Source organism: Collinsella sp. SGI.033 (assembly GCF_050315135.1).
Lineage (GTDB): Bacteria > Actinomycetota > Coriobacteriia > Coriobacteriales > Coriobacteriaceae > Collinsella.
Genome location: NZ_JBNPOK010000007.1, coordinates 67,084 through 91,485, shown reverse-complemented (window position 1 = coordinate 91,485; position 24,402 = coordinate 67,084). Strand labels below are relative to the sequence as shown.

Annotated in this window: 23 protein-coding genes and 1 pseudogene; 6 read left to right on the top strand and 18 right to left on the bottom strand. The window is 59.9% G+C overall.

The features are described 5' to 3' along the window. Positions 1-240: 240 nt before the first annotated feature. From ACQRC0_RS03855 to rnd, 7 genes are all read right to left on the bottom strand, one after another. Positions 241-1,419, bottom strand: a complete 1,179-nt coding sequence (locus ACQRC0_RS03855; protein ID WP_427727884.1) for an acetate/propionate family kinase — start codon at positions 1,417-1,419, stop codon at positions 241-243. Positions 1,420-1,583: 164 nt separating this feature from the next. After that, positions 1,584-2,762, bottom strand: coding sequence for an acetate/propionate family kinase (locus ACQRC0_RS03850; RefSeq protein ID WP_006234305.1), 1,179 nt, complete (start codon positions 2,760-2,762; stop codon positions 1,584-1,586). Between the two features lie 147 nt (positions 2,763-2,909). Beyond that, entirely contained in the window at positions 2,910-3,245 is a 336-nt protein-coding gene (locus ACQRC0_RS03845; RefSeq protein ID WP_035137921.1) for a histidine triad nucleotide-binding protein, read from the bottom strand. A gap of 155 nt (positions 3,246-3,400) precedes the next feature. Continuing rightward, positions 3,401-3,667, bottom strand: coding sequence for an exodeoxyribonuclease VII small subunit (xseB, locus tag ACQRC0_RS03840; RefSeq protein WP_006234311.1), 267 nt, complete (start codon positions 3,665-3,667; stop codon positions 3,401-3,403). 42 nt (positions 3,668-3,709) lie between these two features. Next, positions 3,710-5,161, bottom strand: coding sequence for an exodeoxyribonuclease VII large subunit (gene xseA / locus ACQRC0_RS03835; protein WP_427727881.1), 1,452 nt, complete (start codon positions 5,159-5,161; stop codon positions 3,710-3,712). A gap of 115 nt (positions 5,162-5,276) precedes the next feature. Next, complete coding sequence (locus ACQRC0_RS03830) at positions 5,277-5,981, bottom strand: zinc metallopeptidase (RefSeq protein ID WP_427727878.1); 705 nt, start codon at positions 5,979-5,981, stop codon at positions 5,277-5,279. A 238-nt stretch (positions 5,982-6,219) separates the two neighbouring features. Next, positions 6,220-7,353 carry a ribonuclease D gene (gene rnd / locus ACQRC0_RS03825; protein WP_154517283.1) on the bottom strand — a complete coding sequence of 378 codons (1,134 nt, stop codon included), beginning with the start codon at positions 7,351-7,353 and terminating at the stop codon, positions 6,220-6,222. Between the two features lie 98 nt (positions 7,354-7,451). Between rnd and ACQRC0_RS03820 the strand changes: the two genes are divergently transcribed. From ACQRC0_RS03820 to ACQRC0_RS03805, 4 genes are all read left to right on the top strand, one after another. After that, entirely contained in the window at positions 7,452-8,369 is a 918-nt protein-coding gene (locus tag ACQRC0_RS03820) for a diacylglycerol/lipid kinase family protein (protein ID WP_427727874.1), read from the top strand. A 635-nt stretch (positions 8,370-9,004) separates the two neighbouring features. Continuing rightward, positions 9,005-9,574, top strand: a complete 570-nt coding sequence (locus tag ACQRC0_RS03815; protein WP_427727872.1) for a tryptophan transporter — start codon at positions 9,005-9,007, stop codon at positions 9,572-9,574. A 162-nt stretch (positions 9,575-9,736) separates the two neighbouring features. Beyond that, entirely contained in the window at positions 9,737-11,503 is a 1,767-nt protein-coding gene (locus tag ACQRC0_RS03810) for an ABC transporter ATP-binding protein (protein WP_427727870.1), read from the top strand. Further along, a complete protein-coding gene (locus ACQRC0_RS03805; RefSeq protein ID WP_427727867.1) occupies positions 11,496-12,242 on the top strand; it encodes an energy-coupling factor transporter transmembrane component T family protein in 747 nt (248 codons plus the stop codon). The genes ACQRC0_RS03810 and ACQRC0_RS03805 overlap by 8 nt, the downstream gene beginning before the upstream one ends. 193 nt (positions 12,243-12,435) lie before the next feature. Here the strand turns inward: ACQRC0_RS03805 and ACQRC0_RS03800 are convergent, their stop codons facing one another. Beyond that, positions 12,436-13,182: an aspartate/glutamate racemase family protein gene (locus ACQRC0_RS03800; RefSeq protein ID WP_427727865.1), complete on the bottom strand. Its 747-nt coding sequence runs from the start codon at positions 13,180-13,182 to the stop codon at positions 12,436-12,438. 85 nt (positions 13,183-13,267) lie between these two features. Then, a complete protein-coding gene (locus ACQRC0_RS03795; RefSeq protein ID WP_427727863.1) occupies positions 13,268-14,524 on the bottom strand; it encodes an ATP-grasp domain-containing protein in 1,257 nt (418 codons plus the stop codon). A gap of 220 nt (positions 14,525-14,744) precedes the next feature. Here ACQRC0_RS03795 and ACQRC0_RS03790 point away from each other — a divergent pair, with 220 nt between their 5' ends. Both ACQRC0_RS03790 and ACQRC0_RS03785 read left to right on the top strand, forming a co-directional pair. Next, a complete protein-coding gene (locus tag ACQRC0_RS03790; RefSeq protein WP_427727861.1) occupies positions 14,745-15,080 on the top strand; it encodes a hypothetical protein in 336 nt (111 codons plus the stop codon). A gap of 234 nt (positions 15,081-15,314) precedes the next feature. Beyond that, entirely contained in the window at positions 15,315-16,448 is a 1,134-nt protein-coding gene (locus tag ACQRC0_RS03785; RefSeq protein WP_427727859.1) for a coiled-coil domain-containing protein, read from the top strand. A 37-nt stretch (positions 16,449-16,485) separates the two neighbouring features. Here ACQRC0_RS03785 and ACQRC0_RS03780 read toward each other — a convergent pair whose 3' ends face one another. The 9 genes and pseudogenes from ACQRC0_RS03780 to ACQRC0_RS03740 form a co-directional block, all read right to left on the bottom strand. After that, complete coding sequence (locus ACQRC0_RS03780) at positions 16,486-17,865, bottom strand: serine/threonine protein kinase (protein WP_427727857.1); 1,380 nt, start codon at positions 17,863-17,865, stop codon at positions 16,486-16,488. A 98-nt stretch (positions 17,866-17,963) separates the two neighbouring features. Beyond that, the gene (locus ACQRC0_RS03775) at positions 17,964-18,386 is read right to left on the bottom strand and encodes an XRE family transcriptional regulator (protein ID WP_154517313.1); all 423 of its coding nucleotides are present in this window, start codon (positions 18,384-18,386) and stop codon (positions 17,964-17,966) included. Between the two features lie 39 nt (positions 18,387-18,425). Further along, on the bottom strand, positions 18,426-18,968 hold the full coding sequence (locus ACQRC0_RS03770) for a DUF4352 domain-containing protein (RefSeq protein ID WP_427727855.1): 543 nt from the start codon (positions 18,966-18,968) through the stop codon (positions 18,426-18,428). 204 nt (positions 18,969-19,172) lie between these two features. Further along, a complete protein-coding gene (locus tag ACQRC0_RS03765) occupies positions 19,173-20,330 on the bottom strand; it encodes an IS110 family transposase (RefSeq protein ID WP_427727853.1) in 1,158 nt (385 codons plus the stop codon). A gap of 597 nt (positions 20,331-20,927) precedes the next feature. Next, positions 20,928-21,992, bottom strand: a pseudogene (locus tag ACQRC0_RS03760) (ADP-ribosylglycohydrolase family protein). A 48-nt stretch (positions 21,993-22,040) separates the two neighbouring features. Next, the gene (locus ACQRC0_RS03755; RefSeq protein ID WP_427727850.1) at positions 22,041-22,964 is read right to left on the bottom strand and encodes a GIY-YIG nuclease family protein; all 924 of its coding nucleotides are present in this window, start codon (positions 22,962-22,964) and stop codon (positions 22,041-22,043) included. Positions 22,965-23,443: 479 nt separating this feature from the next. Beyond that, positions 23,444-23,710: a hypothetical protein gene (locus tag ACQRC0_RS03750; protein WP_427727848.1), complete on the bottom strand. Its 267-nt coding sequence runs from the start codon at positions 23,708-23,710 to the stop codon at positions 23,444-23,446. Positions 23,711-23,796: 86 nt separating this feature from the next. Continuing rightward, positions 23,797-24,138 carry a HigA family addiction module antitoxin gene (locus ACQRC0_RS03745; RefSeq protein ID WP_427727846.1) on the bottom strand — a complete coding sequence of 114 codons (342 nt, stop codon included), beginning with the start codon at positions 24,136-24,138 and terminating at the stop codon, positions 23,797-23,799. Further along, positions 24,110-24,391, bottom strand: coding sequence for a type II toxin-antitoxin system RelE/ParE family toxin (locus ACQRC0_RS03740; protein WP_427727844.1), 282 nt, complete (start codon positions 24,389-24,391; stop codon positions 24,110-24,112). Before ACQRC0_RS03740 ends, ACQRC0_RS03745 begins: the two co-directional genes overlap by 29 nt. Positions 24,392-24,402: the final 11 nt, after the last annotated feature.

The following is a 24,402-nucleotide window of genomic DNA, read 5'->3' as shown; positions in this document are numbered from 1 at the left end:
GTGTGTCCCGGTTTGAAGGTGGATTGTGGGATGTAGCTTCCACTTGGGGGCTGTTTGGGAAACTGCGGCACGGAATTTTGCTTTGTTGTGGGTCGTATTTTCCGCAACCTGCCCCAAACGGAAAGTGTGTCCCAAAATCCGCGTTCAAAATGGGATGGGGTTTCCGCTGTCCGTCTGGCAACAAAAAGGCCTCCGGAGCTGTTGCTTCGGAGGCCTTTCGTTTAAATGCAAATGCGCGCGTTAGTTGTTCTTGGCCAGACGCTCGACGTCGTGGGCGATCATGTATTCCTCGTCGGTGGGGATGACCATGACCGTGACGGCGGAACCGGCGGCGCTGATGACCTGCGGGCCGTTGCCCACGGCCTCGCGGTTCTTGTTGTTGTCGATGCGCACGCCCAGCCACTCAAAGCAGTCGCAGAAGGCCTTGCGGATCGACCAGTCGTTCTCGCCGATACCGGCGGTAAAGGTGATGGTGTCCACGCCCGCCATGGATGCGATCATGGAACCGGCCTGCTGCATGGCCTTGTAGGCGAACATGTCGAAGGCGAGCAGGCAGCGCTCATCGCCCTCGGAGGCGCGCGTGCGGATATCGCGGGCGTCGTTGGAGATACCCGAGATGGCAAGCAGACCAGACTGCTTGTTCATCATGTCGTCGACTTCCTGATAGCTGTAGCCGCCCTCGCGCTGGAGGTAGCACACGGTAGCCGGGTCGATGGAGCCGCAGCGGGTTCCCATCATCAGGCCATCGAGCGGCGTGAGGCCCATCGTGGTGTCGCGGCACACGCCGTCCTCGATGGCGGCGAGCGAAGCACCGTTGCCCAGATGGCACGAAAGCAGACGGTGGCAGCGCGAGCCCAGGATCTCCTTGGCCATCATCCACTCGTAGCGGTGGCTCGTACCGTGTGCGCCGTACTTGCGCACGTGGTACTTGTCGCACACGTCCTTGGGCAGCGCGTAGGTGTAGGCGACCTCGGGCATGGTCATGTGGAACGAGGTGTCGAAGACGGCCACGTTGGGCAGCTCCGGATACTTCTCGCGGCAATATTCGATTGCCGCGGCCTCGCCGTAGTTGTGCAGCGGAGCAAGCGGTGCCACCTCAAGAATCTTGGCCATAACCTCGTCGTCGACAACTGCGGAATCATCGAAGTGCCAGCCGCCCTGAACGATACGATGGCCAATGCCATCAATCGTAAAGTCGGTCTTCTCGAGCTCCTCGAGCACGCGAGCGATAGCAGAGCGATGATCGGGGAAAGGGACCTCCTCGGTCTGCTTGGCGCCACCGTTCTCGGAGTGGCCAAAGATGCCCATGTCCGAACCGATACGTTCGCAGTTGCCCTTGGCGAAAACCTCTCGGGTATCGGTATCCAAAAGCTGATATTTAAGGCTTGAGCTGCCGGCGTTGACAACAAGTACGTTCATGAGACTCCTTTGCAGTGCAATACGGTCGACGCAGACCCCTTAAGGCGGCCGCATTTTAATAAGAAGTTATCACAACTTGATAAATAGCTATCAAGCATATCGCCCAACGAGCACAAAAGAGGGGCCGAACGGCGCTCGGTCGTCCAGCCCCTCCCCTCTTGCAATTACTTGCCGTTGACGATGCGCTCGACGTCGGAAGCGATCATGAATTCCTCGTCCGTGGGGATGACGAAGATCTTGACCTTGGAATCCTTGGCGGACAGGCACCAAGCGCCGTCACCACGCAGGGCGTTGCGGGCATGATCCATCTTGACGCCCATAAAGGCCAGACGGTCGGCGACGCCGGCACGAACGGCCGGAGCGTGCTCACCGATGCCAGCGGTGAAGACCAGCGTGTCCATGCCGCACATGGAAGTAGCCATCTCGGCAGCCTTGGCGGCAATCTTGTAGACAAACATGTCGAAGGCGAGCTGAGCCTCGGGGTCACCAGCGGCGGCGAGCTCCTCGACGTTGCGGCAGTCGTTGGTCTTGCCGCCGGTCACAGCCAAAAGGCCGGACTTCTTGTTCATCATCTCGTCGACCTCGTCGAAGGTGTAGCCACCCTCGCGCTGCAGGTAGCACACGGTAGCCGGGTCGATGGAGCCGCAGCGGGTGCCCATCATGACACCGTCGAGCGGCGTCAAGCCCATGGTGGTGTCCATGCACTTACCGTCCTCGATGGCGCACAGGGAAGCGCCGGAACCGATGTGGCACACGACGACCTTGCGAGCCTCGCCGTTGGTCATCTCGGCAACCTTCTTGGAGATATAGCGGTAGCTGGTGCCGTGGGCGCCATACTTACGGATGTGCAGCTTGTCGCAGACGTCCTTGGGCAGGGCGTAGGTCTTGGCGACCTCGGGCATATTGAAGTGGAAAGCAGTGTCGTAGACCGTGACGTTGGGCAGGTCGGGATACTGCTCGAGGCAGTACTCGATAACGTTGGCCTCGGGGTTGTTGTGCAGCGGGGCGAGCGGAGCGACCTCGCGGATCTTGGCGAGGACGTCCTCGTCGACGAGGGAGGAATCGCCGAAGTACCAACCGCCCTGAACGATACGGTGGCCGATGCCCTCGATCTTGACGCCGTTGGCCTCGAGGTCCTTCAGGACGACCTCGATGGCGACCTTGTGGTCGGGGAACTCGATGTTCTCGGTCACCTTCTTGGAACCGTTGGCAGCGTGGGTGAAGGTACCGCCGGTAAAGCAGACGCGCTCGCAGGAGCCCTTTGCGGACACCTTGTGGGACTTGGTATCGATGACCTGATACTTAAGGGTCGAAGATCCTGCGTTGACGACCAGAACGTTCATGTGTCTCCCTACTAACAGGCGGTGTGGCGCCGCCAGGTTACATACGCTTCAATAATAAACCCAAACGCCCTCGCGCTCGGGTTTATTGCGTTGATATATAAGTTATCGGTGCCTAAGCTTTCGCCTCATCCCACGGAAGAAGCGCCCTCAGATGAGGTTCTCGCCCAGGTTCTTGCCGCCGAGGACGTGCATGTGGAAGTGCATGACGGTCTGGCCGGCATTGACGCCCTTGTTGGAGATGACGCGGAAGCCGTCCTCCAGGCCCTTGGCCTTAGCGACCTCCTGGATGGCGTGGGCCATGGCGCCCATGGTCTCGGCAGGTACGTTGTCGGCGATGTCGCTGTAGTGCTTCTTGGGGATTACGAGCGTGTGGACCGGCGCCTGGGGGTTGAGGTCGTCGAAGGCGATGACCTGATCGTCCTCATAGACAACGGTTGAGGGGATCTCGTGGTTGGCAATTTTGCAGAAGATGCAATCACACATGGTTGGTTCCTTTCTCACAGACCAAGGTAGTCTTTTTGGGACGGGGCTTTTTTGACTACTTTTTCGCAAGCGCAGGCACCTGGCGAGCCGTCGCGCAAGGGTAGTCAAAAAAGCCCCGTCCCAAAAAGACTACCCCAAAGTAGGCTGCGAGGTGGTTAGAACGAGAGGTTGTCGTCGGTGTTGGCGGCTTCGCCGTCGGCGAGCACGTCGTTGCCGTCGACGTCCTTAAGGAGCACCGAGACCTTCTGCTCGGCATCGGACAGGCGGGTGCGTAGGCTCTTGAGGAGCTCGACGCCGCGGGTATAGCTCTCGAGCGACTCCTCGAGCTCCATATCGCCCGACTCCAGGCTGCGGATGATGAGTTCCAGCTCCTGCGAGGCCTGCTTGTACGTAAGCTGCTCGACCGGGGTCTTCTCTGCCATATCTGTTTCCTTTCCTAAAGGTTTATCGCTATGAAAGGCGGCCTACTCGACCGCGTTGACGGTTGCTGCCACGTTGCCGTCCGCCATGCGCACGCGGATGGCGTCGCCCGGCTTAAAGGTCTTGGCGCTCGAAGCCACACCGTCCTCGCTGTACGCGATGGAGTAACCGCGGGCAAGCACCTTGAGCGGCGACAAGGCATCGAGCGACGCAGCAGCTCGGCCCAGGTCGGACGCGGGCTTGCTGAGCATCGTGCGCCCCTGATGCTCCAGACGGGAGCTCGCAAGCGTGAGCGCATGGCGTTTGCCATCGAGCCCCGAGGTGCTTGCGATCAAGCGCTCGGGCAGGCGCTCAAAGTCGGAGCGGAAGGCCCCAACCGAACGCGTTATGGCGCCGGACAGGCGATCGGCCGTCAGGGCAAGCTCGGACTCGCGACGCTCGACCATAAACGTTGGATCGTTGAGGCACGGACGGCGTGCGGCGGCATCGAGCGCATCGCCCAGACGGGCCGTATAGGTGTCCCAAGCGCGGCGACCACGCTGATCGAGCATTTCCAGATCGACCTGATCCGACCCGATCATCGAAGCCATCGCGGCGCCCAGACGCTGATGGCGCGTCTCGAGCACGTCGGCCAACTCCGTCATAGCCGGCGCCACCGATTCTGCCGCCGCCGTGGGCGTGGAGGCGCGGCGATCGCTCACCATGTCGCAAATCGAGGTATCGGGCTCATGGCCAATGCCGGTCACCACGGGCACAGGACAAGCCGCCACCGCGCGGGCAAGCTCCTCGTCGTTAAAGGTCATGAGGTCCTCGAAGGAACCGCCGCCACGCACGAGCAATATGCAATCGGGCGCCGGCGTAATGGAAGCGGCGCGACGCAAGCCTTCAATAAGCTCTGCCGGCGCACCCTCGCCTTGAACCTTGGCACCCACGCAAACGAGCTCGACGAGTGGGTTGCGACGACGCAATGTGCGCTTGACGTCATCGATTACGGCACCCGAAAGCGAGGTGACGACCGCCACACGCGAGCAGAACACCGGGATGCGGCGCTTGCGCGCTTCGTCCATCAGGCCCTCGCGGCTCAGCTTTTCGGCCAGTTGCGCCACTTGTTGACGCAGCAGACCCTCCCCCGCCAGCGAAAACGAGCGGGCGACAAAACTCATGCGGCCCGTGGGCTTATAGAGATTGAAGCTACCCTTAAAGCTCACCTGCATGCCGTCGCGCAGATCGAACGTGCGCTTGAGATAGGCGCCCTTCCAAATGATGCAGTCAACGGCGGCCGAATCGTCCTTAATCTGGAAGTAGCAGTGGCCGCTTCGGGCATTGGGGCCACGGAAGCCCGTGACCTCGCCCAAGACACTCAGCTGCGGAATAGCATCGAGTGCACCGGCGGCGATCTCCACCGCCTGGCTCACGCTGAGTTCCTTGCGCTCCCGATCGTCCGAGCCGTCAAACTCGGCGGAAACAGCATTGCCGGTTAGATTCCAGCCTGCCACGCAGCCTCCTTTCGTTATCGTGCACAAAGGCTCCAGCCCTGCGCAAATTCAAGTCCAACACATAGTACAGCGCCGCGGGGACACAAATCCCCGCGGCGCCTGTCAAGCCAATTTGTTATCGGTTGGAGTTTCTGTTGTAGCGAGCCATCAGGTAGAGCAGCTGAATGATCGAGGTGAGCGCTGCGGCAACATAGGTAAGCGCGGCTGCCGTCAGGACCTTCTTGGCACCGTTGACCTGCTTGGAGCTCATCCCCGACTGCTCGATGTACGCCACGGCGCGGCGGCTGGCATCGATCTCGACCGGCAGCGTAACCAGCTGGAACAACACACTAAACGAGAAGAAGATCAGCGCGAGGGTCGTGAGTCCCGCGATGTTCATAAACAGGCCCATGAGTAGCACGATGGTCCAGGTGTTCTGGGTAAAGTTGACGACCGGGACCAGGGCAGTGCGCACCTTCATCATGGCATAGCCGCTTTGGCGCTGGGCGGCGTGGCCCGCCTCGTGGCAGGCGACGGCAACGCTTGCGACCGATCCGCCCGAACGGTTGGCATCCGAGAGATACAGGTTGTTATCCTGCGGGTTGTAATGGTCGGTGAGCTCACCGGCGACGCCTTTGATACCCACGGCATTGCAACCGCTGGCGTCGAGCATGCGGCGCGCGACCGCAGCGCCCGTGTCGCCGTCCGAGCGAACCTTGGACCAGGTTTTATACGTCGAGTTGATATAGCTCTGCGCGGCAAGACCGAGCACCGTACAAACAAGGACGACCAGCAGGTACAGCGGGTCGATGCCAAAGCCATAACCATAGTAATAGGGCATGCGAATTCCTCCGAATCGAGTTACACGTTGGAGGCATTCTACCCACTCGCCCAGCCAACGAGACAGCATCGATGTTTTGACAATGTCAGCGAAAACGGCCGAGAGCGAGCAAGGTGACGTGAAAGAGAAGCGACGCGTACTTTGGTACGCGAGCGACGATTGAACGTCAGATTGCCACTCTCGGCCGTTTGCAGCGTCGAGCTGTTACGCGGTTTGGTAAAACCGCGTAACCATATACCTACAGGAGCTCGATTTTGCCGTCCTTCACCGTCAACCCCATGTTGCCCGAGAGCAGATCGTCCAGGCGCGAGCCCACAAGCTCAAAGCGCCAACCTTCGCGCAAAGGGCTCTGCTCGGGATGCTCAATATAGTCGGCCAGGTCATCGCGCGAGGCAATGACCGAGGTCGCCACGCCCGAACGCTCGGCAACCAGGCGAATGAGCGCGTACATGAGATCCGTCACGCTCTCCAGCTCCGGAGAGATCTGGCGATGTCCGCGCACCATGAGCGGCAGGCGATCGTGCGGGCAGCTCGCGCCGCGCTTGATGGCCATGAGCGCGCCGTCCACATCGCGCTCCCCCAGTTGATCGGTGCCGCGGATGCTGCGGAACTCCTCAACGCGCACAGGATTGCGCTTGACGAGCGCCAGCAGCGTATCGTCGGACATAACCCACTTGCGCGGGATGTTGCGGCGCTCGGCGCGGTCCTCGCGCCAGGCGGCAAGCTCGCGCGCAATGCCCAGCTGATGGCGGCTACACGAGTTGATGCGCTTGACCTTGCGGAATGCCTCATGGCGGTCGGCGCGGTAGTGCGACTCGTCGGCCAGCGGGCGCAACTCGTCGAGCACCCAATCCACGCGGCCCAGCTCACGCAGGCGGCTCATCATCTCGGTATAGGCGACGATCAGATACTTGACGTCATCGATCGCGTACTCAATCTGCTTATCGCTCAGCGGGCGGCGCGACCAATCGGTCAGCGACTCGGTCTTGGGCAGCGATACGCCGCAGAACGTCTGAACGAGCGCGCCGTAGGAAATCTGCTGGCGCTCGCCCAAAAAGGCGGCGGCGACCTGTGTGTCAAAAATCGGTCGCGGCAGCGCGCCCACGGTGTGGAGCATGACCTCCATATCCTGCGAGCAGGCGTGGAAGACCTTGACCACGCTCTCGTCGGCCATAAGCTCGGCCAGCGGCGATAAGTCGTCGATCACCAAAGGATCGACCGCGACGCTCTCGGCAGGGGTGGCAATCTGAACCAGGCACAGGCGCGGATGAAACGTGCGCTCGCGCAAAAACTCGGTATCGACGGCAATCGCATCGAACTCACGAGCGCGCTGACAAAAGTCGAGTAGAGCCTGATGTGTGGAAATGTACATATCAACCCATCGAATAAGGTTAGGCCCGAAAAACACGGGTAGGATATCGGCATTGCCCTACAACTATACTCGGTTAGTCACAGAACGGGAACGTAAGTATGCGCTGCCTTATCATCCACAACCCGGCATCGGGTCCCAGCTCCGATGAAATCTATGCATTCACGCACGCTCTTGCACAGGGCGGCGACGAGGTCGTAATGCGCTTTATCGGCGATGGCATGGAGCCCGAGGACGCGGTAGCGGACGTTCGGGAGTTCGACCGCGTAGTCGTTTCGGGCGGCGACGGCACCGTCTCCAACGTGCTCGACCAGATGCGCGGGTGCGGTGTCCCTACGCTCATCTTCCCCTCCGGCACAGCCTGCCTGTTCTTTAACAACATCGGTAATGCCCCCGAGGCGGCGGCGCTTGCCAAGGCTTGCCGCGCCGGCCGCACGGTCAAGGTGGACATGGGTGAGCTCTTTTGGATCGACGAGAACGGTAACGAGAAGCGCCACGGCTTTATCATCATCGCCGGCTCGGGCTTCGACGCCGAGATCATGATGAAGGCCGCTCCCACCAAAAACGACATTGGCGAGATCGCCTACTTCCTCTCCGCGCTCGCCACGCCCAACCCCACGGTGGCGCACTTTACCATTGAACACGACGGCATGGTCGAGGAGCTCGACGGCATCTGCTGCATGGCGGGCAATACCTCAGTCATCCAAAACGACATCAACCTGTTCCCCAACTGCCGCATGAACGACGGCATGGTCGACATCGTCGTTATTGAACCCGTGCGCACGGTGCAGCTGCTCCCCACGGTAATCACCGCCGCGCTCGACCCCGCCGGCAAGGTGCTCGGCCGCCCGCAGTTTAAGATTATCCAGACCAAGGAAGCCAAGATTACCTGCACGCCGTCGCTGGGCATGCAGTTCGATGGCGAGATCATCTCCAGCAACTCCGGTGTCTTTGGCGCCCGCGCGCTTCCGCAATGCCTCGACCTCATCGTCGACGAATTCTCACCACTCGGAAAATAGGAGAACCCCGTGAACGACAACCCTATCCTTGGCTTTATCGTCATCGTTCTGGCCCTGCTCGTGGGCTACGCCATCAACCTGATTCACCGCCGAAAGAAGTAAATCCACATTGGTATGATATTCATCCAATCACCGAGGAGAAGTCCAAGGGCAACAACATGGCCGCCATGGGTGTTGGCGCCATCATCATCGGTGTCTGTGGCTTCGTGATCTATCGTCGCAAGAAGGCCTAAGAACCCCACACCTTAAGGCGCGGGCGGGATGGCCAAGGTCGCCCCCCGCTCAGCCCGCCCCTTCGACCGGCGGGAAACGTCGCTGAAATCTTTCAAAAAAGATTCCCCGCAAACACTTTGCTGTGCTATAGTGCAACGCAACAGCAACTGGGTGCGACCGCGCCATGGCATCACGAAAGGAGCCACCAAGATGAAGAACGCGATGAAGTCCCTCAACAACTGGTGGTGGCGTGATGCGAATACGATCGGTCGACAGTGAGTCCCTCACGCCTGTTTTGCGCTCTAGGTGATTGGAAGGCCTCCGGTTTCGACCGGGGGCCTTTTTCTATCTCGAGCCCGATCGCATTCGCATCACGCGCCTCCGCTTTTCCCTTGCACTCCCCTTCCGAAAGGATTTTCAACATGTCTCAGAACACCACCGCCCAGCCCCGCACCGTCCAGACCGCCGACCGCGGCAAACTCGACCTCAAGGCACTCACTCTCTATGCCATCCTCCTCGCCGCCGGTTTCGTCCTCAACATGACCGTCTCCAAGTTCTTTAGCGGCCTCACCGGAGGCTTCCTCTCGCCCGAGTTCATCATCGCGGCTTTCTGCCTCGAGATTCTCATCGTCAAGCCCAACATCGGCCAATCCGCGATTATCGGCCTCCTCGCCGGCGTGGTAATCCAAATCACCGCCTCCGTCAAGGGCCCCGACCTGATCGCCGAGCCCGTCGCCGCCATGGTCATGGCTCTGCTCGTCTCCGTGCTCGCCGACTCCAAGGTCAAGGGCCTGCTCCCGCTCGTCAGCACCTTTGTTGTCACCTTCATCTCCGGCATGATCTACGCGGCGATCTTCTCCTTTGGCGTCATGAACAACCCGGCTTTCATGGGCGTCATGGCTCCTGTCGTCGTCGCCACCGGTGTTGCCAACGCCATCATCGTGACCGCCCTCTACATCCCCATTAAGAAGGCCCTCAAGCTTAACGACTAAGTAGCTGACAGGCCACACGCAGGCACCGCCGTCTTCAACGCCATCCTGGTCCAGGCCCTCAGCATTCCGCTCAAGAAGGTCTTCTCCAAGTAGTAATACTTGCTACCATGTAGACCGCCGGTCGTTTTGCGGCCGGTGCTCTTTTACGATAGAAAGGCCCCCATGAGCTCCAGCAATACCATCATCAAGCTCGATGACGTCTCATTTTCCTATGGGCACGAGGCGCAGAATGCCCTCGATCACGTCTCACTCGCCATCGAAAAGGGTGAGTTTGTGGGCGTCATCGGCCCCTCAGGCGCCGGCAAATCGACGCTTGCCGCCGTTATGAGCGGAGCCATCCCCCACCATTACACCGGCCAGCTCTTTGGAGCCACGCTCGTCGATGACCGCGACACCTGCGAGATCACCCTCACGGATATCTCGCGCGTGGTGGGAAGCGTGCTGCAGGACATCGATGCCCAGATGGTTGCGCCCATCGTTGAAGACGAGATGCTCTTTGGCCTCGAGAACTTTGGCATACCGCACGATCAAATCGAGGAGCGCATCAGCCAGACGCTGACGACCGTCGGCATTAGCGACCTGCGCCACCGCGAGATTGCCACGCTTTCGGGCGGGCAGAAGCAGAAAGTCGCAATCGCCGCGATCATCGCCATGGCGCCCAACGTGCTCGTGCTCGACGAGCCCACGGCAGCGCTCGACCCGGCAAGCTCCACGCTCGTTTTTGACACGCTGCGCCAGATCAACCGCGAACACGGCATCACCGTGGTTGTTATCGAGCAGAAGGTCGCGCTGTTGTCGAAATACTGCAGCCGCGTCCTCGTCATGGCAGACGGCAAGCTCGCGTTTGACGGCGAACCCCACCAGGTCTTTGCCCACGCAAGCGAGCTGCGCCAGATGGGCGTCGACAGTCCCCGCGTCGCGCGCATCGCGAACAGCCTGGCAGAAGTGGGTCTGTTGCCGAGCGATCAGGCGCCCTGCCTCAATGTTTCCGAAGCGCACCAGCTTATCTCGTCCTTACTTGCGGATGCAACGAGCAAGGACGCGCCCGCCGATGTGCCCGAGACCTCTCCCCATATCCCGGCGGTTCCCCGCGGCGTCAATCAGGAGCCAGTAGTCGAACTCACCGATGTGACCTTTGCCTACCCCCATGGCGGTGCCTCGGTCAGCAACCTCAACATGTGCGTCTATCCCGGCGAGCTCGTAGGCATCATCGGCCAGAACGGTGCTGGCAAGACCACGCTCACCAAGCTGTTGAACGGCCTTCTGCATCCAGCGTCGGGGACCGTGCGTATGGCGGGGATGAACACCGCCGACGTCCCCACCAGCGCGATCGCTGCAAAATGCGCGACGCTGTTCCAGAACCCCGACCGCCAGCTCTGCCGCGACACCGTACTCGACGAGGTTGCCTTTGGTCTTGAACTGCACGGTGTCGGCACCGACGAGGCCCGCCAGCGTGCACGGGTGGCGGCGGAGCGCTTTGGGCTCCCCTTGGACGAATCGCCGTTCTCGCTTTCGCGCGGACAGCGACAGATGGTCGCCCTAGCGTCCGTGGTTGTGCTCGACCCACAGGTGGTTCTGCTCGATGAGCCCACGAGAGGCCTCGATTACCGCGAGTGCATGACCGTGATGGAGACGGTGAGCGAGATGGCCGAGCGCGGCTGCGCCGTGATCATGGTGTGCCACGACATGGAAGTCGTCTCGGACTTTGCCCAGCGCCTGGTAGTCATGGCAGACGGACGCATCCTCGAGCGCGGCGACGCGAACCGGATCTTCGCCGACGATGCCCTCATGCGCGCCGCCTACGTGGAGCCACCGCAGGTTGTGGCCCTGTCCAAAGAACTCGCGCGCGACGTTTCGCCCCGATTCGCCGGAATCAGTCAGGTCTCCGATCTGGTCGACCTGGTAAAGGAGATGCTCAAGCATGACTAACGTGATCGACTACGTGCCCGGAGACTCACTGCTGCACCGGCTGAACCCCGTGACCAAGCTAGCCCTGGCCGCGGCTATTATCTTGGCGACCTTCCTCGGCGACACTTATGTGCTCCTGATCGCCCTGCTTGTGCTGACTTTTATCTTGGGCATCTACGCCAAATCGACCGCAGGCCTAGTCTCGCTCGTCAAGCTCATGGTGCCGCTCTCACTAATCATGCTGGTCCTGCAGACCGCCTTTATCCGCACCGGAGCCCCCATCTTTGCCTGGATTACCACAGATGGTCTTATCACCGGCACCAAGGCGGCGCTTCGCCTGCTCGGCGTGGCGCTGCCGCTCATCCTCATGCTCACCATCACGCAGCTCGGCGATCTCGCTAACGCTTGCGTGGAGGTGCTGCACGTGCCGTACCGCTATGCGTTCACGTTTACCACGGCACTGCGCTTTGTACCGGTCTTTAGCCAGGAGATGAACGCCATCATGGAGGCGCAGACCGCGCGCGGCGTTGAATACGACACCAAGAACCCCCTCAAAAAGATCCAGCTCATGCTACCGCTCTGCGTGCCGCTGCTGGTGAGCTCCGTGGGCAAGACCGATGCCACTGCCCTGGCGGCCGAGCAACGTGGCTTTTATCTGCGTACGCGCGCGAGCTCGTACAAGCGCTATCCCATTAAGGGCATGGACATTGCCATACTTATTGCCAGCATTGCCCTCATCGTCCTCGGATTCTTGTTCTAACCTGCCAAAAAGGGACAGGTTTATTTTGGTCGGTTTTATATGGGCAAATGTCAGTCTCGTCCTTTAAGCTCCAGCACCAAGCAGCAACCGCAAAATGCAAAAGGCCTCGGCTCGCACAAACGAGCCGGGGCCTCACTGTTTTCCCAGATAAAACCTACCAAAATAAACCTGTCCCTTTTTGGCAGGTCGAGAGCTACAGACGGTAGGGGGCACCGCTGCGGATGATGGACTCGCGTACCAAAACGTCCATGGCGTCGAGGGTGATCTCGGGCATCTCGCGATACTTTTGCAGCACCGAAAGCTCCGTGCAGGCCAGAATGACGCGGTCGCAGCCGCTGCGGGCAAATTCCCACATCACGCGATCAAACTTATCCATATCGGGCTCGCGTCCTGCCTTCACGTCATCGTAAATAAGCGACATCACATCGGCCTGGCGCTTCTCGCTGGGATAAACGACTTCGACGCCCGCCGCCTCGCACTCGCGACCGTAGACGCCGGCACCCACGGTGCCATCGGTACCCATGATGCCGATCTTGCGCACCGGCTCGGCCGGAATACTCAAGTTGGGGTCGAACTCACACTCCCCCATCACCACGCCGGCAAGCGCATAGCGCACCGACTCGCGCGGCATATGGATGATGGGAACCGAGGTAAACGACTGAATCTGATCGTAGAAGTAGTGCGACGTGTTGCAGGGAATGGCAATGTGCGCGCAGCCCAGCGTCTCGAGCGCCTGCGCACATTCCTTCATGGTCGCCAGCAGCTCGGTATGGTCGCCGGTCTTAATGGCCAGCGTACGGTCGGGCATGGTCGACTTAGAGAGCACCACCATGTCGATATGTTCCTGATCGCGGGCGGCCGCCGTGTGACGCACCACCTGGTCGTAGTAATACGACGTGGCCTCGGCGCCCATACCGCCGATAACTCCCAGCTTTTCCATCGCCGCCTCCTTGGTGACGCTCGCAGCATTGCGCGTATCATACCCGCGCCCGTCCGATACAAACCGGGCGGGCGCGACGTTCATCCTATTTGTAATACGTCTTAAACAGCTTAAAGTGACGCAGCTTGGTGTGCCACATGCGCAGCCAGCGGTTAAAGACAAAGTCGCCCTTCATAAACGAGGGGTCGGCGGCCTTACCCTCCTTGACCAGGCGATGCGCCTTAGCGCGCAGCTCGGGATCCTTGACGTATTTATCGACCACGCCCATGGGGACAACCATCCACAGCGCCTCGTTCTGCGCCGTCACAAACTCGGGCTCAAACGGGCGGTTGTACACATACTCGTCCACTACGTACTTGGCAACGTTAAAGCCACTGTTGGTGACGTAGTAGTTACTGCGGCCCTGGCGAGTGTTGAAGTCGAAGAACTTAAACGAACCGTCGCGCTTGTCGTATTTGACGTCAAAGTTTGAGAAGCCCGTAAACTTGAGGTCCTCGAGCAACTTGCGCACGCCGCCCATGAGCTCGTCATTGGGCTCGGTGATGATGCAGGCGTGGTTGCCAACGCCGTGAGGCTGGTGCTCCTCGAGCAGCACGTGGCCCAGGCACATCATGCGCACCTTGCCGTTGCGGTCGGAATAGCTGGTAAGCACGCGCATGTACTCGTCGTTGCCGGGCACGCGATCCTGCAGGATCAGATCATCGGTGTAGCCACTCGCATATACATCGCGAATGACCTGCTCCAGCTCGGCGCGATCGGCGATCTCGTAGGCCTTTTTCTGTCCCTCGAACTCATGCTCCCACCACATGATGCCGTCGGAAGGCTTCAGAATCATCGGGAAGGGGAAGTCGATCTGGTCGAGCACCTCGGCAGGAGCCTCGCCCTGGGCGTTGAGCATGGCCATGGTAAAGGTAAACGTATGCGGATAGGGAACACCGTGCTTCTCGCACAGCTCGTAGAAGATTTCCTTCTTCTGGCACTGTTCGAGCATGCTGTAGGGCGCGTATGGCGCGATGACGTTTGAGGCAAGCTCGCCGGCATCCTGAGCCTGTGCGGCAAGCGCGACATAGTTGTCGCCGCAGCCCATGAGAATAATCTTCTTATCGGGATTGGCCTGCGCGACACCGTTAATGGTCTCGATCATGACCGGCATGGTGTCGATATCAACATTGGGCGTGTAGTCGATAATCTGGCTGCGGTACGCAGGACCGGTCTGGTACTTGCCAAAGACCAGGCTCTTGACCTGATACTCCTCGTAAAAGGCGCGCGCCACCGAATAGGCGTTGATGTCGCCGCCGAGCAGCACGGGGATAAACTCGCGCTCTGTAAACTGCAATGCCATGGAAACTTCCTATCTAGAACTGCCCACGACGGGCGGTCTTTATGCAACCCGTTTATTTTAGCGTGCCGGACCGTTTCCTCCTAAAGCTCCACTGTATCTATGACAATCAACGCAATTATCCAGCATGAAGGCCGCACTCACCGCCGTATGACAAACGGCAATGAACCCACCGTTGTTGTAGGGTTCAGCATATTGATACCCCCGAGTGAAAGGCGCACGCGTGCTCCAGGACCTTCCAACCGATAACCCCATCCTCGATGCCGCAAAACGCGAGTTGGCGCCGCGCGCGCAAGCGACTGCTCCTCTGCGCACCGCAAACGACGCTTACGACGGTGCCGCCTACATCACCTCCATCGATACATCGGCGCACAAAGGCACGCGCAAGACGCCCGTCGCTGGCGGACACGATACCGCCATCGAGCAGTTTGGCCTCGTCTCCGATGCCCACGCCGGGGACAACATCAGGGTAATCAAACTCGGCGACGGCACCTGTTCGTTCACCCCCGCCCAGGCGCTCAACGAAGTAGGGCAAGCTCGCCGCAATGGGACCTTATAGCCACAAACCCCAACGTTGAGATAGCTTTCACAGTCCAAAGCCCGCCCCAAACAGGCCCCCGTAACGTTAAAGTTGAACTCTATGGTTTCTCAACAATTCGATATAACTGCAGGTCAAAGCCAAAGTCTCAAGTTCAACTTGACCCTTTAAAACCTTTAAGGTTCAAGTTGAGGTCGAAAGCAGTAGTAGAATACCTGAGGAACAATAACCTACGATTGATTGCAGAGGGACTGGATGCAGCATTCGAATCATCGCACCGCAGCGCTCATCGCGTCGAAGCCGGCTCGTATCATCACGAGCGCCGCGCTCGCCGTTGCGTTGACGGCCACGCCGATGCTCTCCCCCGTCGCGGCGTATGCCGCCTCGCAGGCAACGCAGGATCAGCTTGCCGCCGCCCAGCAGAAGATCGAAGCCGCCACGAGCGCCTACAACGATGCCCGTACCAAGCTCGGCGATCTGCAGAAGCAGATTGACGCCAACGAGGCAAGTATCGAAAAGATCGAGGCGAAGCTTCCCGATCAGCAGGAAAAGGCATGCACCGCCATGCGCGATCTGTACAAGTACCAGAAGGGCACCAACCCCATCGTGAGCTTCCTGGTCAACGCACAGAGCCTGGGTGAGTTCATCACGACCTGCAAATACACCAACCAGATCACAAGCTCGAGCCTCGACGAGATCGAAGAGCTCAATAACATGCAAACCGAACTCGAGCAGAACAAGGCCGAGCTCCAGCAGGCCAAGTCTCAGCTTGAGGCAGAGCAGAAAAACGCCGAGGATGCGCTGGCGCAGGCCCAGCAGCTCCGCAGCGAGGCACAGGCAAAAGCCGAGCAGGAAAATGCCGCCGAGCTTGCCAAGCTTGAGGCCGATAAGGCCGCTGCCGCCGAGAAGCTCTCGGGCGAGGGCGTGAGCGGCAGCAATTCCAGCAGCCAGGCCACCAACGCCAACACCACCATCGACACCACGGTGAACAACGCCAACACCGGTAGTTCCGATTACGATTCGTTCATTAATGAGTGGACGAGCCGCATCGACAATTACCTCGCCGGCTCCCCTATGGCAGGCCAGGGCTATAACTTTGCCGTCGCCGCTTGGAATACCGGTGTCGACCCCCGTTGGTCCCCCGCCATCGCCTGCATCGAGAGCACCAAGGGTGCTTATTGCGCCAATTCTTACAACGCCTGGGGCTGGAGTGCACGTGGCGGCGGTTGGCGCAGCTTTGGCAGCTGGAGCGAGGGCATCTTCGCTCACGTTGCCTATCTGGGCGCCAACTACGGCTCCACCCTTACCCCGGCTGCGGCCAAAAAGTACTGCCCACCCACGTGGCAGGACTGGTACAACAAAGTCGCCGCTCAGATGAACCGCATCTAAGTGCAACTGCAAAGGGCCCCAATGGGGCCCTTTTCTATTAGGTAGCGGAGGTATCGACGACGCCGGTCGCATTGGCAACCGCGACTATGACGATCATGCATAGGAGCAGCACACCCAATGCCTTGAGCCAGAGTTTCGCGAGTTTCTTGCCGCGATAGCTGTCGAGCAGTGCGAATCGCCGACGTAGACGGCGCTTATCGAGCACCGCAAAATGCATAAGCGCCATAAGGCCATCGACAAAGAAAAAATACTCGATTATGAGAAGCCACGTCGGGTAGCTTTGGTTTGCTCCCGTGGGTTGAAAGACGGCAAAGTGACTTCCGGCAAAGAACACAAGCAGCGAGAAGCAGACGAGCGTATTCCAAATGCGCCCCAGGGACTCCGGAACGCGAGAGAGCAGACCGCATGCAGCGGAGGTGGCAGGCCTAGGAAGCCTTGCGGGGTTCTGGAGCCCTTGGGGCGTCAACAACGTCTCCGAGGCCGGAGTACGGACAGGCGCAGGCGCAGGAGGCCGCACGGGGCGACTCAGATCGTATGCCGCGCGCGTCGCCCGTCCCAACGCTTCCGCACTCGCAAAACGCTTGGCCGGGTCGAGCGCCATCGCCATGCAAACGACATCGGCAAGTGGAGTGGGAATGCCGCGCACCTCGCATTGCTCGCGCATGTCGAGCCCTGGTTTAGGGTCGACTCCCGTCAAGCAGAAGAACAGCAGGGCACCGAGCGCGTAGACGTCGCTTCGCACGCTCGTCTGCCCAAACCCATACTGCTCGGGAGGCGCATAGGGCCGTGTCCCAAACTTGACAGTATCGGCATCGGCGCCATCGCGCCACACGCGCGCGATCCCCAAGTCGATAATCACCAGCGATGAAAACGTCAGGCCGTCATCAGGCGTATAGTTGGCACCTGTCACGATGATATTCGACGGCTTGAGGTCGCGATGGATCACCGGCGCCGAAGCCTCCCCCGCCATTGCAAAACCGGCATGGAGCTCGCCAACGGCGTCGCAAAGGACAAGATACAATTCACGCGCATAATCGGGAGCGGATCCCAGACGGTCCACCAGTGCCCCGAGTGTCTCCCCTTCGATGTATTCCATAACCACGTTGAGCTCGTCGCCCGCACGACGACAATCGACGATTCTGGGCAGGTGCTCAAAACGCCTGCCTGCCCGCTGAGCGGCAAACAGACGCTCGTATGCCCCGCCGATTTGAGCCGAAGCATCGATGCGTTTACGGACAAAGGGACCGAGCGAACCACCGCCGGTTCCTTCAAAGTACACGAGCTCGGTTGTTTCAACGGACGAGCGCTTAAGTACACGCTCCACGCGATAGCTGTCGTCGCGATCGAGCGACGCCAGGTGCTCGGCAAGCGCTGCGGTCAGCTCGTCATTGGAATATGTTGGGGTCTGAGTATCCATAGCCTCCATCATAGCGCAGGGCGCAGACACCCCATGGCATCCGCGCCCCGTTCGTTTGCATCGTTGTTCGACAGCTCCGCCGGCTCAGATATCAGCGGCTAATTCACCGTCTCCTCGCCAAAGCGATACAGCTCCTCGTTGACCTTTTGGAGGCTGCACCCGCGATCGATGCAAAAGATGATAATCGCATCGCGGCGGTCCTTGCAGTTAAGGACGCTTACCCCGGCAGCCGTCAGCGCACGGTTGGTCTCTTTGAGCGTCAGCGCCATCGCAAAGGCAATCTGCAGCACCTTATTGCGACTCGGATGACGCGCACCGGTAAAGATCTGATAGCCAAAGGTCTCATTGAGATCGGCCATACGAACCACGCGCGAGCGCTCCAAGCCCTTTTCCTGCAGTAGCTGCTTCAGGTAATCCGAAAGCGACGGGGCGGCAAAGTCGTGCTCCCTGATATAGCCATCGATGTTCGGCGCATCGAGAAGCTCATTGAGCAACTCCTCGGTCAGCTTTTTATCGGGCATACGACTTCACCTCCCATCCGGCGCAACGGTAGCGACATGCTAGGCCAGCACCCAGCTTGCAGTGGCAGACTTATCAAACATGTTGGCAAAATACAGTGCCTTCTTGATATCGCCATCAAAGTAGATATTGCCCGCCACGGAGCCACCGGCGGAAAGGGTACCAGACTGCAGCTCATCGGAGCCCTCGCTGTAGTAACCCTGATTCTGTTGGGCGCCGTTGGCGTCCTCGCCCTTCCAGTCGTAGACATTGTAATCTGCGCCCTCATCGCCATTGTTGACGTACGTGACGTGAATGCCCGTCATGGTCGAACCGTCATAATTTGTAAGGCCGGGCTGGACGGAATCGACAACGACGGAAAGACCGGCAGCCGTGGTCACCGTCGTGCCAACCACCAGGTCAGTCGTAGGCTGCTCTTCCTTCTTCGCCTCTTCCTTCTTGTCGCCATCGCCAGCGTCCTCGGTGACGGTCGCCTTATCGCTACCACAACCGGCAAGAAGACCGGCAGTCCCCAAGGCGACGGTGGCGAATGCGCCAAGTGCAGCGCGACGGCTCAGCAGCACTTCGTTTTCGAGCTTTTTCATTATGCATCCTTCCTACGATCCGGCTACCGCGCCGGTACACAGCACATCGTAGAAGGCAGCGAGCTCAAATTCATTAGCTGGGAGCTAATGGGGGGTGTTCCTATAGTTTTGTCAACTGGGCAATGCTGTTTTCGAGATTGAATCGCGACATGCTAACGCCAGGCCTTTCGGCCGATGGGCTCCAATCTGTTCGGAGCGCTTCGACTAGGCGGCGTAGGGCACCCTGTCCCGCATGATCGCGTAGATGACCTTCAGCCTCTTTCGTGCCAGCGCCTTGAGCGCCTTGCCGTGCGGCATGCCCCGCTCTCGGCACCTAGCGTAGTAATCGCCCCATCTTCCCTCTGTCCGGGTAAGGCAGTTGCACGAGAATATGAGCAGGTTCTTCAGCCTCTTGTTGCCTTGGCGCGATGCCGTCACCGAGGAGATCGAGGTCCCCGACTGGCGGTTGCGCGGCGCCAGGCCGCAGTACGACGCGAGCTTGTCGTGGCTTGGGAAGTCTTCGATATCTATGGAGATCGCGAGCTCGGAAGCGGTTTTGGGGCCGATCCCCGGCACCGTCAGGAGGCATCGGTAGGTATCGTCGCCCTCGAGGAGGGCGGATATCTCCGCCGTGATCACATCGATCTCCGCCGAGTTCTCGGAGATCCTGCGCGCGAGCAGCCTCACCGCCCGGTCCTCGGCGGCGATGGCCGCCGCATCCGGCCTTGTCGAGGAGGCCGTCGAGCGGACGAGGGCCTCGATCTTGCCGCGCGCCGCCCCGCGCGTGAGCGCCGCCGCCCTGCGGGGCCCGGCGTCGGCCACCGACCAGGCCCCGCCGAGGGATGCCATGAGCCTCAGCTGGGGACCGTCGGACAGGTCGACCAACGCCTCGAAGGCGGGGCACGATTCCAGCAGGATGCTGCGCAGCCGGTTCTTGCTCCTGGTGTTTTCGCAGGTCAGGAAGTTTCTCTGGGCGGCCAGCGCCCTCGCCGCCGCGACCGTCGGGCCCGGATCCCCGACCGGCAGGAGTGCGTCGGGGATGCCCAGCGCCGTCTTCGCGATGACCATTGCGTCCCGCTCGTCGGTCTTGGCGTCGCCGGCGAAGAGCCTGGCGGCCCCGTGTGCCGCGAGTCCCGGCAGGTACGCCGCCGACATCCCGGCCGCCTTGGCGCGGGCGAGCGCGAGGGCGCCTATGTTGCGCGACTGGTCGACGACCACGAGCGCGTCGGGGAAGCGGCCGAACAGCGAGTCCAGATCGCCCTCCCTGTTCGCGACGGGGGCGCTCAGCAGTATCTCGCCGTCCCGGGTCGCGACGCATGCCCAATGGGACAATTTCCCGACATCGAGCCCGATGACGGCTTCCGGCATTCTAGGTGGTGCCACGGTGTTATCCTCCAATCGGTAGGCCGATCGGAACCCCTCCCTGCGACACCCACATTACCTGGCCGTGGCGCTTGCGCCCGGCAGTTTCCTATCAGTCGTCCGGAGCGGCGAGCGCCCCCGGTGGCAACACCCCCCGGGCCCTCTACGGGGCAGGGGCAGACGGCCATCCGGAGGCGCCCGATCGGCGGCCCCTCGGGGCTTGCCCGTATCGTAGGCAATGCGCCGAATGCTCGCCATCGAAATTTATCGGTGGCCCACTTCAGACTGTAATGGGTTGTAAGCCAGATTGGTACTGGATTGAGAAGATGCCTGTTCAGATGGAGCGGTGATTGAGGCTGCAGCTTGATACCAAAGCGCCCTTGCCGCGCCTCTGGCCGACGTTAGCCGCACCCCTCTCACCTGCAAGATGCCCATGAGGGGGGCTGCCCGTCGAAGATAGCGCGCGCATGGTGTTCGACGATTCCGTCGCCCCGCTATCGAATAAAAGGTATGGTCCTAAGATCACTCAGGCAATAAAGCAATAGCGCTGCGGTATATCTCCCCGTGCTTTAAGTCGGCATCAGCCACCTCAGGCAAGCGATTCAAATCACGGCACCCCTATGCCAGCTCGCGAAGCCTCCCGAGCGCCAGCCTGAACCACTCCAGATCGTCCTCATCAGGCACGCTATCGTACTTCCAGTGCGTTATATAGCGCCACCGAGAGAAGACGCCGCTGCCCAGAAGCCCAACGTCGTCTATGGTGTCTATGTCCTCTCGCAGTCCTTCGGCCGTACCGGAGCGCGGATATGCCCCGGCAAAGGCCTCGCCAAAGTCCATGTGCCAACCCAGGCCGAACATGTCATGGGCCAACGCGTGGAAGTCGCGGGTGGGACCGTCCAGCGAATCCTCGAAGCGCTTAACGAACCTGCACAGGTCATCACCGTAAGCCCCGCCGAACAAATAAGGCTCAATCACGTCCTTGCCGCGCAAGGCCTCTAACCACTCGGTCGGAATGCCCTCGTATCCGTACAGGATGCCGGCCAATCCACCGGCCACGCAAGCCGTGGTGTCGGTATCGTCGCCCAGGTTCACGGCGGTCAGTACGCAGTCGCGGTAGTTGTCGGTATGTTCTAGGCACCAGATGGCGGCGTGGTAAGTATCCCACACGTAGCCGCCGCTGGCACCAGCTCTGTCCTCACTCTCGCAGCCGGCGTGCCCGCTGTAAAGCACCTCGCGGGCATAGGCGATCATGTCCACGCAGGCCTGGCAGCAGTCGTCGGTAGCGTGGGTGATCGCGCTGACCTCCTTTATGTCGCAGTCGGAGCATTCCATAAACACCATAGGCAGGCAACGCATGAGCGAGCCGTTGCCCTTGCTGTATTCGCTTGTGAGCCCGCAACCCGTATCGAGCGCCTGCCTGGTGGCGTTGCCGTAGTCGAAGACGTTCCCGTCGGCGGTGTATGCGCCTTCGTTTATCCAATTGCGGAACTTGACGAGGATATCGTCGCAATTGATATCGCCGAGCTCGCGGTAGCTGTCGCACAGCGCGAGCGCCATGGACGTGTCGTCGCTTCATGTGCCCGCAGGCTGGTTGTGCGTGCCGAGGCCCACCATGTCCGTGCAGGTAAAGCTGCCGCGCGGCCTGAACTCGTAGGGCACGCCGAGCGCATCGCCCACGGCCATGCCGTACACGCAGTCCCTCACCGTCCGTAACAAGCCCATGGCGCGCACCTAGTTCCAGTTCATGCCGAACTTGCGCGAGCAAAGCACGTCTTTCCAGTGACTCTCGCGCTCGCACACCTCGGCGGTGGTCATCTTGGTGTCGCACACCTCTAGAATGGAGTAGGTGAAGTTTTCCACGATGTACCCAGTTCCGTGCTCGGCCACGATGGCCTTGAACTCCTTGTTGCCGCCAGTCGGGTCCATGGGGTTGGCATAGGCGCTCCAGCGCTGCCAGATACCCAAGTCCGCGCCCGCGTCCTTCTTGCTGTCGCCCGAGGCCGAACCCACGTAGAGTTTCCCCGTCGCGGTGTCGGTGATGCAGTAGACGCCCTTCACGTTGTCCAGCGCCCAGTACCAGTCGGAGCCCACGCTGGCGATAACGGCCTGCAAGGTCTTGTGGTCGATGCACACGTACTTGTAGCCAGGAAAAGGGGCAACGTTGCCCAGGCTCATCGAGTACTCGTACACTACGGGCTCGAAGTCGTGCATCGTGTTCTCGTAGAACTTGTTGTAGATGTCGCGCCCGATAGGCTTCTTCAACTTGATGATGAGGCGCTTGATGTAGGCCTCGTAGTCGGGAAGAAGCGTCAACTTGTAGCCCACGCCGCCCAGCACCTCGGGTACTGCCTTCTCCACTTTGTGCATGCCGCCGAAGATGAAGTACTCGGGCCCGTAGGTGTAGTACTGTGCGAACGAGAGCAGGTAATCCGCATGGTTGAGGTTGTTATTCGCTTGTCCCGTCGCGCTCCTCCACGCGTTCATCTCGTACCATCGCGAGCCGCTATCGGTCTTCTCGGGGGTCGAGGTGTCCTTCAACAGCATGTCGTACGCGCGCACGTTCACGTCGCCAGCATTCATGTTGAATTTGATCTTTGTCTTCTCTGGGTGCGCCACCGGCATCAAATCCCTGAGCGTTATAACAGCATTTCCCATGTTAATTCGCCGTTTCAGTTTGAAAAGCCTGTAGGTCGAATCATACCACTCGCTTTCCAGACGAAAATTAGCGCTCGGCTAACCGCTCTGCTGTTGTCGTTTCTTATGGCGAAGAAGAGCACGAAGCCGATAAGCCCCGCGCCCGTGTTTATGCCTTGTTTGGCGATTGTTCGTGATGTGCCCGCACAGCTATTTTTGGTGAATAATCCGAAAGTAAGGAAGATAAGCGCGAATCATCCACGCCACCATCCGTCTCGCCCGCACTCGGGCAATACGCAGTGCCCGCTCCTGATCGGCCGTCCCTAGCGCCGGCGCGAACTCTTAGATGGCGTCTTTTGCGCTCATCACCTTGCGGAAGACGGTCGCGTCCTGCTTGCCGATGGGAATCGCGATCTTCTTGCCGCCCGCGCGTCGCACTCCGTCTTGAACAACATGTCCCATCCGCCCCCTCGCCTCATCCTCAAAAGGCTCGTCGAAGCCTAGCCCACCGTGACGGATTCCCCGGTAAAGGTGCTAACGAGCAGCAAAACAAAGAACACAAGGTAGCCGATGCTCAACAGGTAGGCGGTAACCAAAAAGACAATCCATCCCACATCGGTCTTGCCGTCGGCATGGCGTTGCTCGCGATTGCGGCAGAGCCAAATCGTCACGCCAATGGCCACGATCAGCAACACGAGTGCCGCTGCCGCCAACCCGGCAAGCGCAAACATAACGCCAATGCTCACAGCAATAACCGGAAGCAACAACAAGCCGCATCCACACCCACCGGGACTATAAACGGCAGACTGTCGGCGTCGCCCCATCGTCACTCCAACCTCAACATCTTTGAACACTACAATGCGATAGCCTGCTGAACAGGAACGATCTTATCCAGTTCCGGCTCGATGCGCCTCTTTTCCGCCTCGAGGTCAAACGCTATCTGGGCGCGCAGCCAATAACCATCCGTTAGGCCAAAGTAGCGGCAAAGGCGAAGATCGGTGTCAGCCGTAACACGACGCCTCCCCAAAATAATCTGCCCAATACGCTGTGCCGGAATCCCGGTCTCCTTAGCAAGACGATATTGAGAAATGCCCATAGGAACAAGAAATTCCTCTTTGAGAAGTTCACCAGGAGTCACCGGTGACAGCAAATCGGGCGCGGTCTCATCACTTGTGATAATCGACGATTTCGACATTCCAAGCCATCCCCTGTCTCCACTCAAAGCAGGCCCGATAGCGCTCATTAACACGGATACTATATTGGCCGGCGCGATCGCCCTTCAACGCTTCAAGACGATTGCCCGGAGGAACGCGAAGGTCATCAAGTGAAGCACAAACCTGCAGTTGACGAATCTTCCTCAATGCGACCCGCTCAAAGGGCACGAACCTCCTGACCCGCACACCCATTGCAAAACGTTCGGTATCCTCATCTTTGTACGATGCAATCATAGTATCGCCTT

What these genes read in the sequence shown, in the direction of transcription:
- ACQRC0_RS03855 (WP_427727884.1), bottom strand. Translation starts at nt 1,419, where the DNA reads ATGAACGTACTTGTTGTCAACGCCGGCAGCTCAAGCCTTAAATATCAG.
- ACQRC0_RS03850 (WP_006234305.1), bottom strand. Translation starts at nt 2,762, where the DNA reads ATGAACGTTCTGGTCGTCAACGCAGGATCTTCGACCCTTAAGTATCAG.
- ACQRC0_RS03845 (WP_035137921.1), bottom strand. Translation starts at nt 3,245, where the DNA reads ATGTGTGATTGCATCTTCTGCAAAATTGCCAACCACGAGATCCCCTCA.
- xseB (WP_006234311.1), bottom strand. Translation starts at nt 3,667, where the DNA reads ATGGCAGAGAAGACCCCGGTCGAGCAGCTTACGTACAAGCAGGCCTCG.
- ACQRC0_RS03830 (WP_427727878.1), bottom strand. Translation starts at nt 5,981, where the DNA reads ATGCCCTATTACTATGGTTATGGCTTTGGCATCGACCCGCTGTACCTG.
- rnd (WP_154517283.1), bottom strand. Translation starts at nt 7,353, where the DNA reads ATGTACATTTCCACACATCAGGCTCTACTCGACTTTTGTCAGCGCGCT.
- ACQRC0_RS03820 (WP_427727874.1), top strand. Translation starts at nt 7,452, where the DNA reads ATGCGCTGCCTTATCATCCACAACCCGGCATCGGGTCCCAGCTCCGAT.
- ACQRC0_RS03815 (WP_427727872.1), top strand. Translation starts at nt 9,005, where the DNA reads ATGTCTCAGAACACCACCGCCCAGCCCCGCACCGTCCAGACCGCCGAC.
- ACQRC0_RS03810 (WP_427727870.1), top strand. Translation starts at nt 9,737, where the DNA reads ATGAGCTCCAGCAATACCATCATCAAGCTCGATGACGTCTCATTTTCC.
- ACQRC0_RS03805 (WP_427727867.1), top strand. Translation starts at nt 11,496, where the DNA reads ATGACTAACGTGATCGACTACGTGCCCGGAGACTCACTGCTGCACCGG.
- ACQRC0_RS03800 (WP_427727865.1), bottom strand. Translation starts at nt 13,182, where the DNA reads ATGGAAAAGCTGGGAGTTATCGGCGGTATGGGCGCCGAGGCCACGTCG.
- ACQRC0_RS03795 (WP_427727863.1), bottom strand. Translation starts at nt 14,524, where the DNA reads ATGGCATTGCAGTTTACAGAGCGCGAGTTTATCCCCGTGCTGCTCGGC.
- ACQRC0_RS03785 (WP_427727859.1), top strand. Translation starts at nt 15,315, where the DNA reads ATGCAGCATTCGAATCATCGCACCGCAGCGCTCATCGCGTCGAAGCCG.
- ACQRC0_RS03780 (WP_427727857.1), bottom strand. Translation starts at nt 17,865, where the DNA reads ATGGATACTCAGACCCCAACATATTCCAATGACGAGCTGACCGCAGCG.
- ACQRC0_RS03775 (WP_154517313.1), bottom strand. Translation starts at nt 18,386, where the DNA reads ATGCCCGATAAAAAGCTGACCGAGGAGTTGCTCAATGAGCTTCTCGAT.
- ACQRC0_RS03770 (WP_427727855.1), bottom strand. Translation starts at nt 18,968, where the DNA reads ATGAAAAAGCTCGAAAACGAAGTGCTGCTGAGCCGTCGCGCTGCACTT.
- ACQRC0_RS03755 (WP_427727850.1), bottom strand. Translation starts at nt 22,964, where the DNA reads ATGGGAAATGCTGTTATAACGCTCAGGGATTTGATGCCGGTGGCGCAC.
- ACQRC0_RS03745 (WP_427727846.1), bottom strand. Translation starts at nt 24,138, where the DNA reads ATGTCGAAATCGTCGATTATCACAAGTGATGAGACCGCGCCCGATTTG.
- ACQRC0_RS03740 (WP_427727844.1), bottom strand. Translation starts at nt 24,391, where the DNA reads ATGATTGCATCGTACAAAGATGAGGATACCGAACGTTTTGCAATGGGT.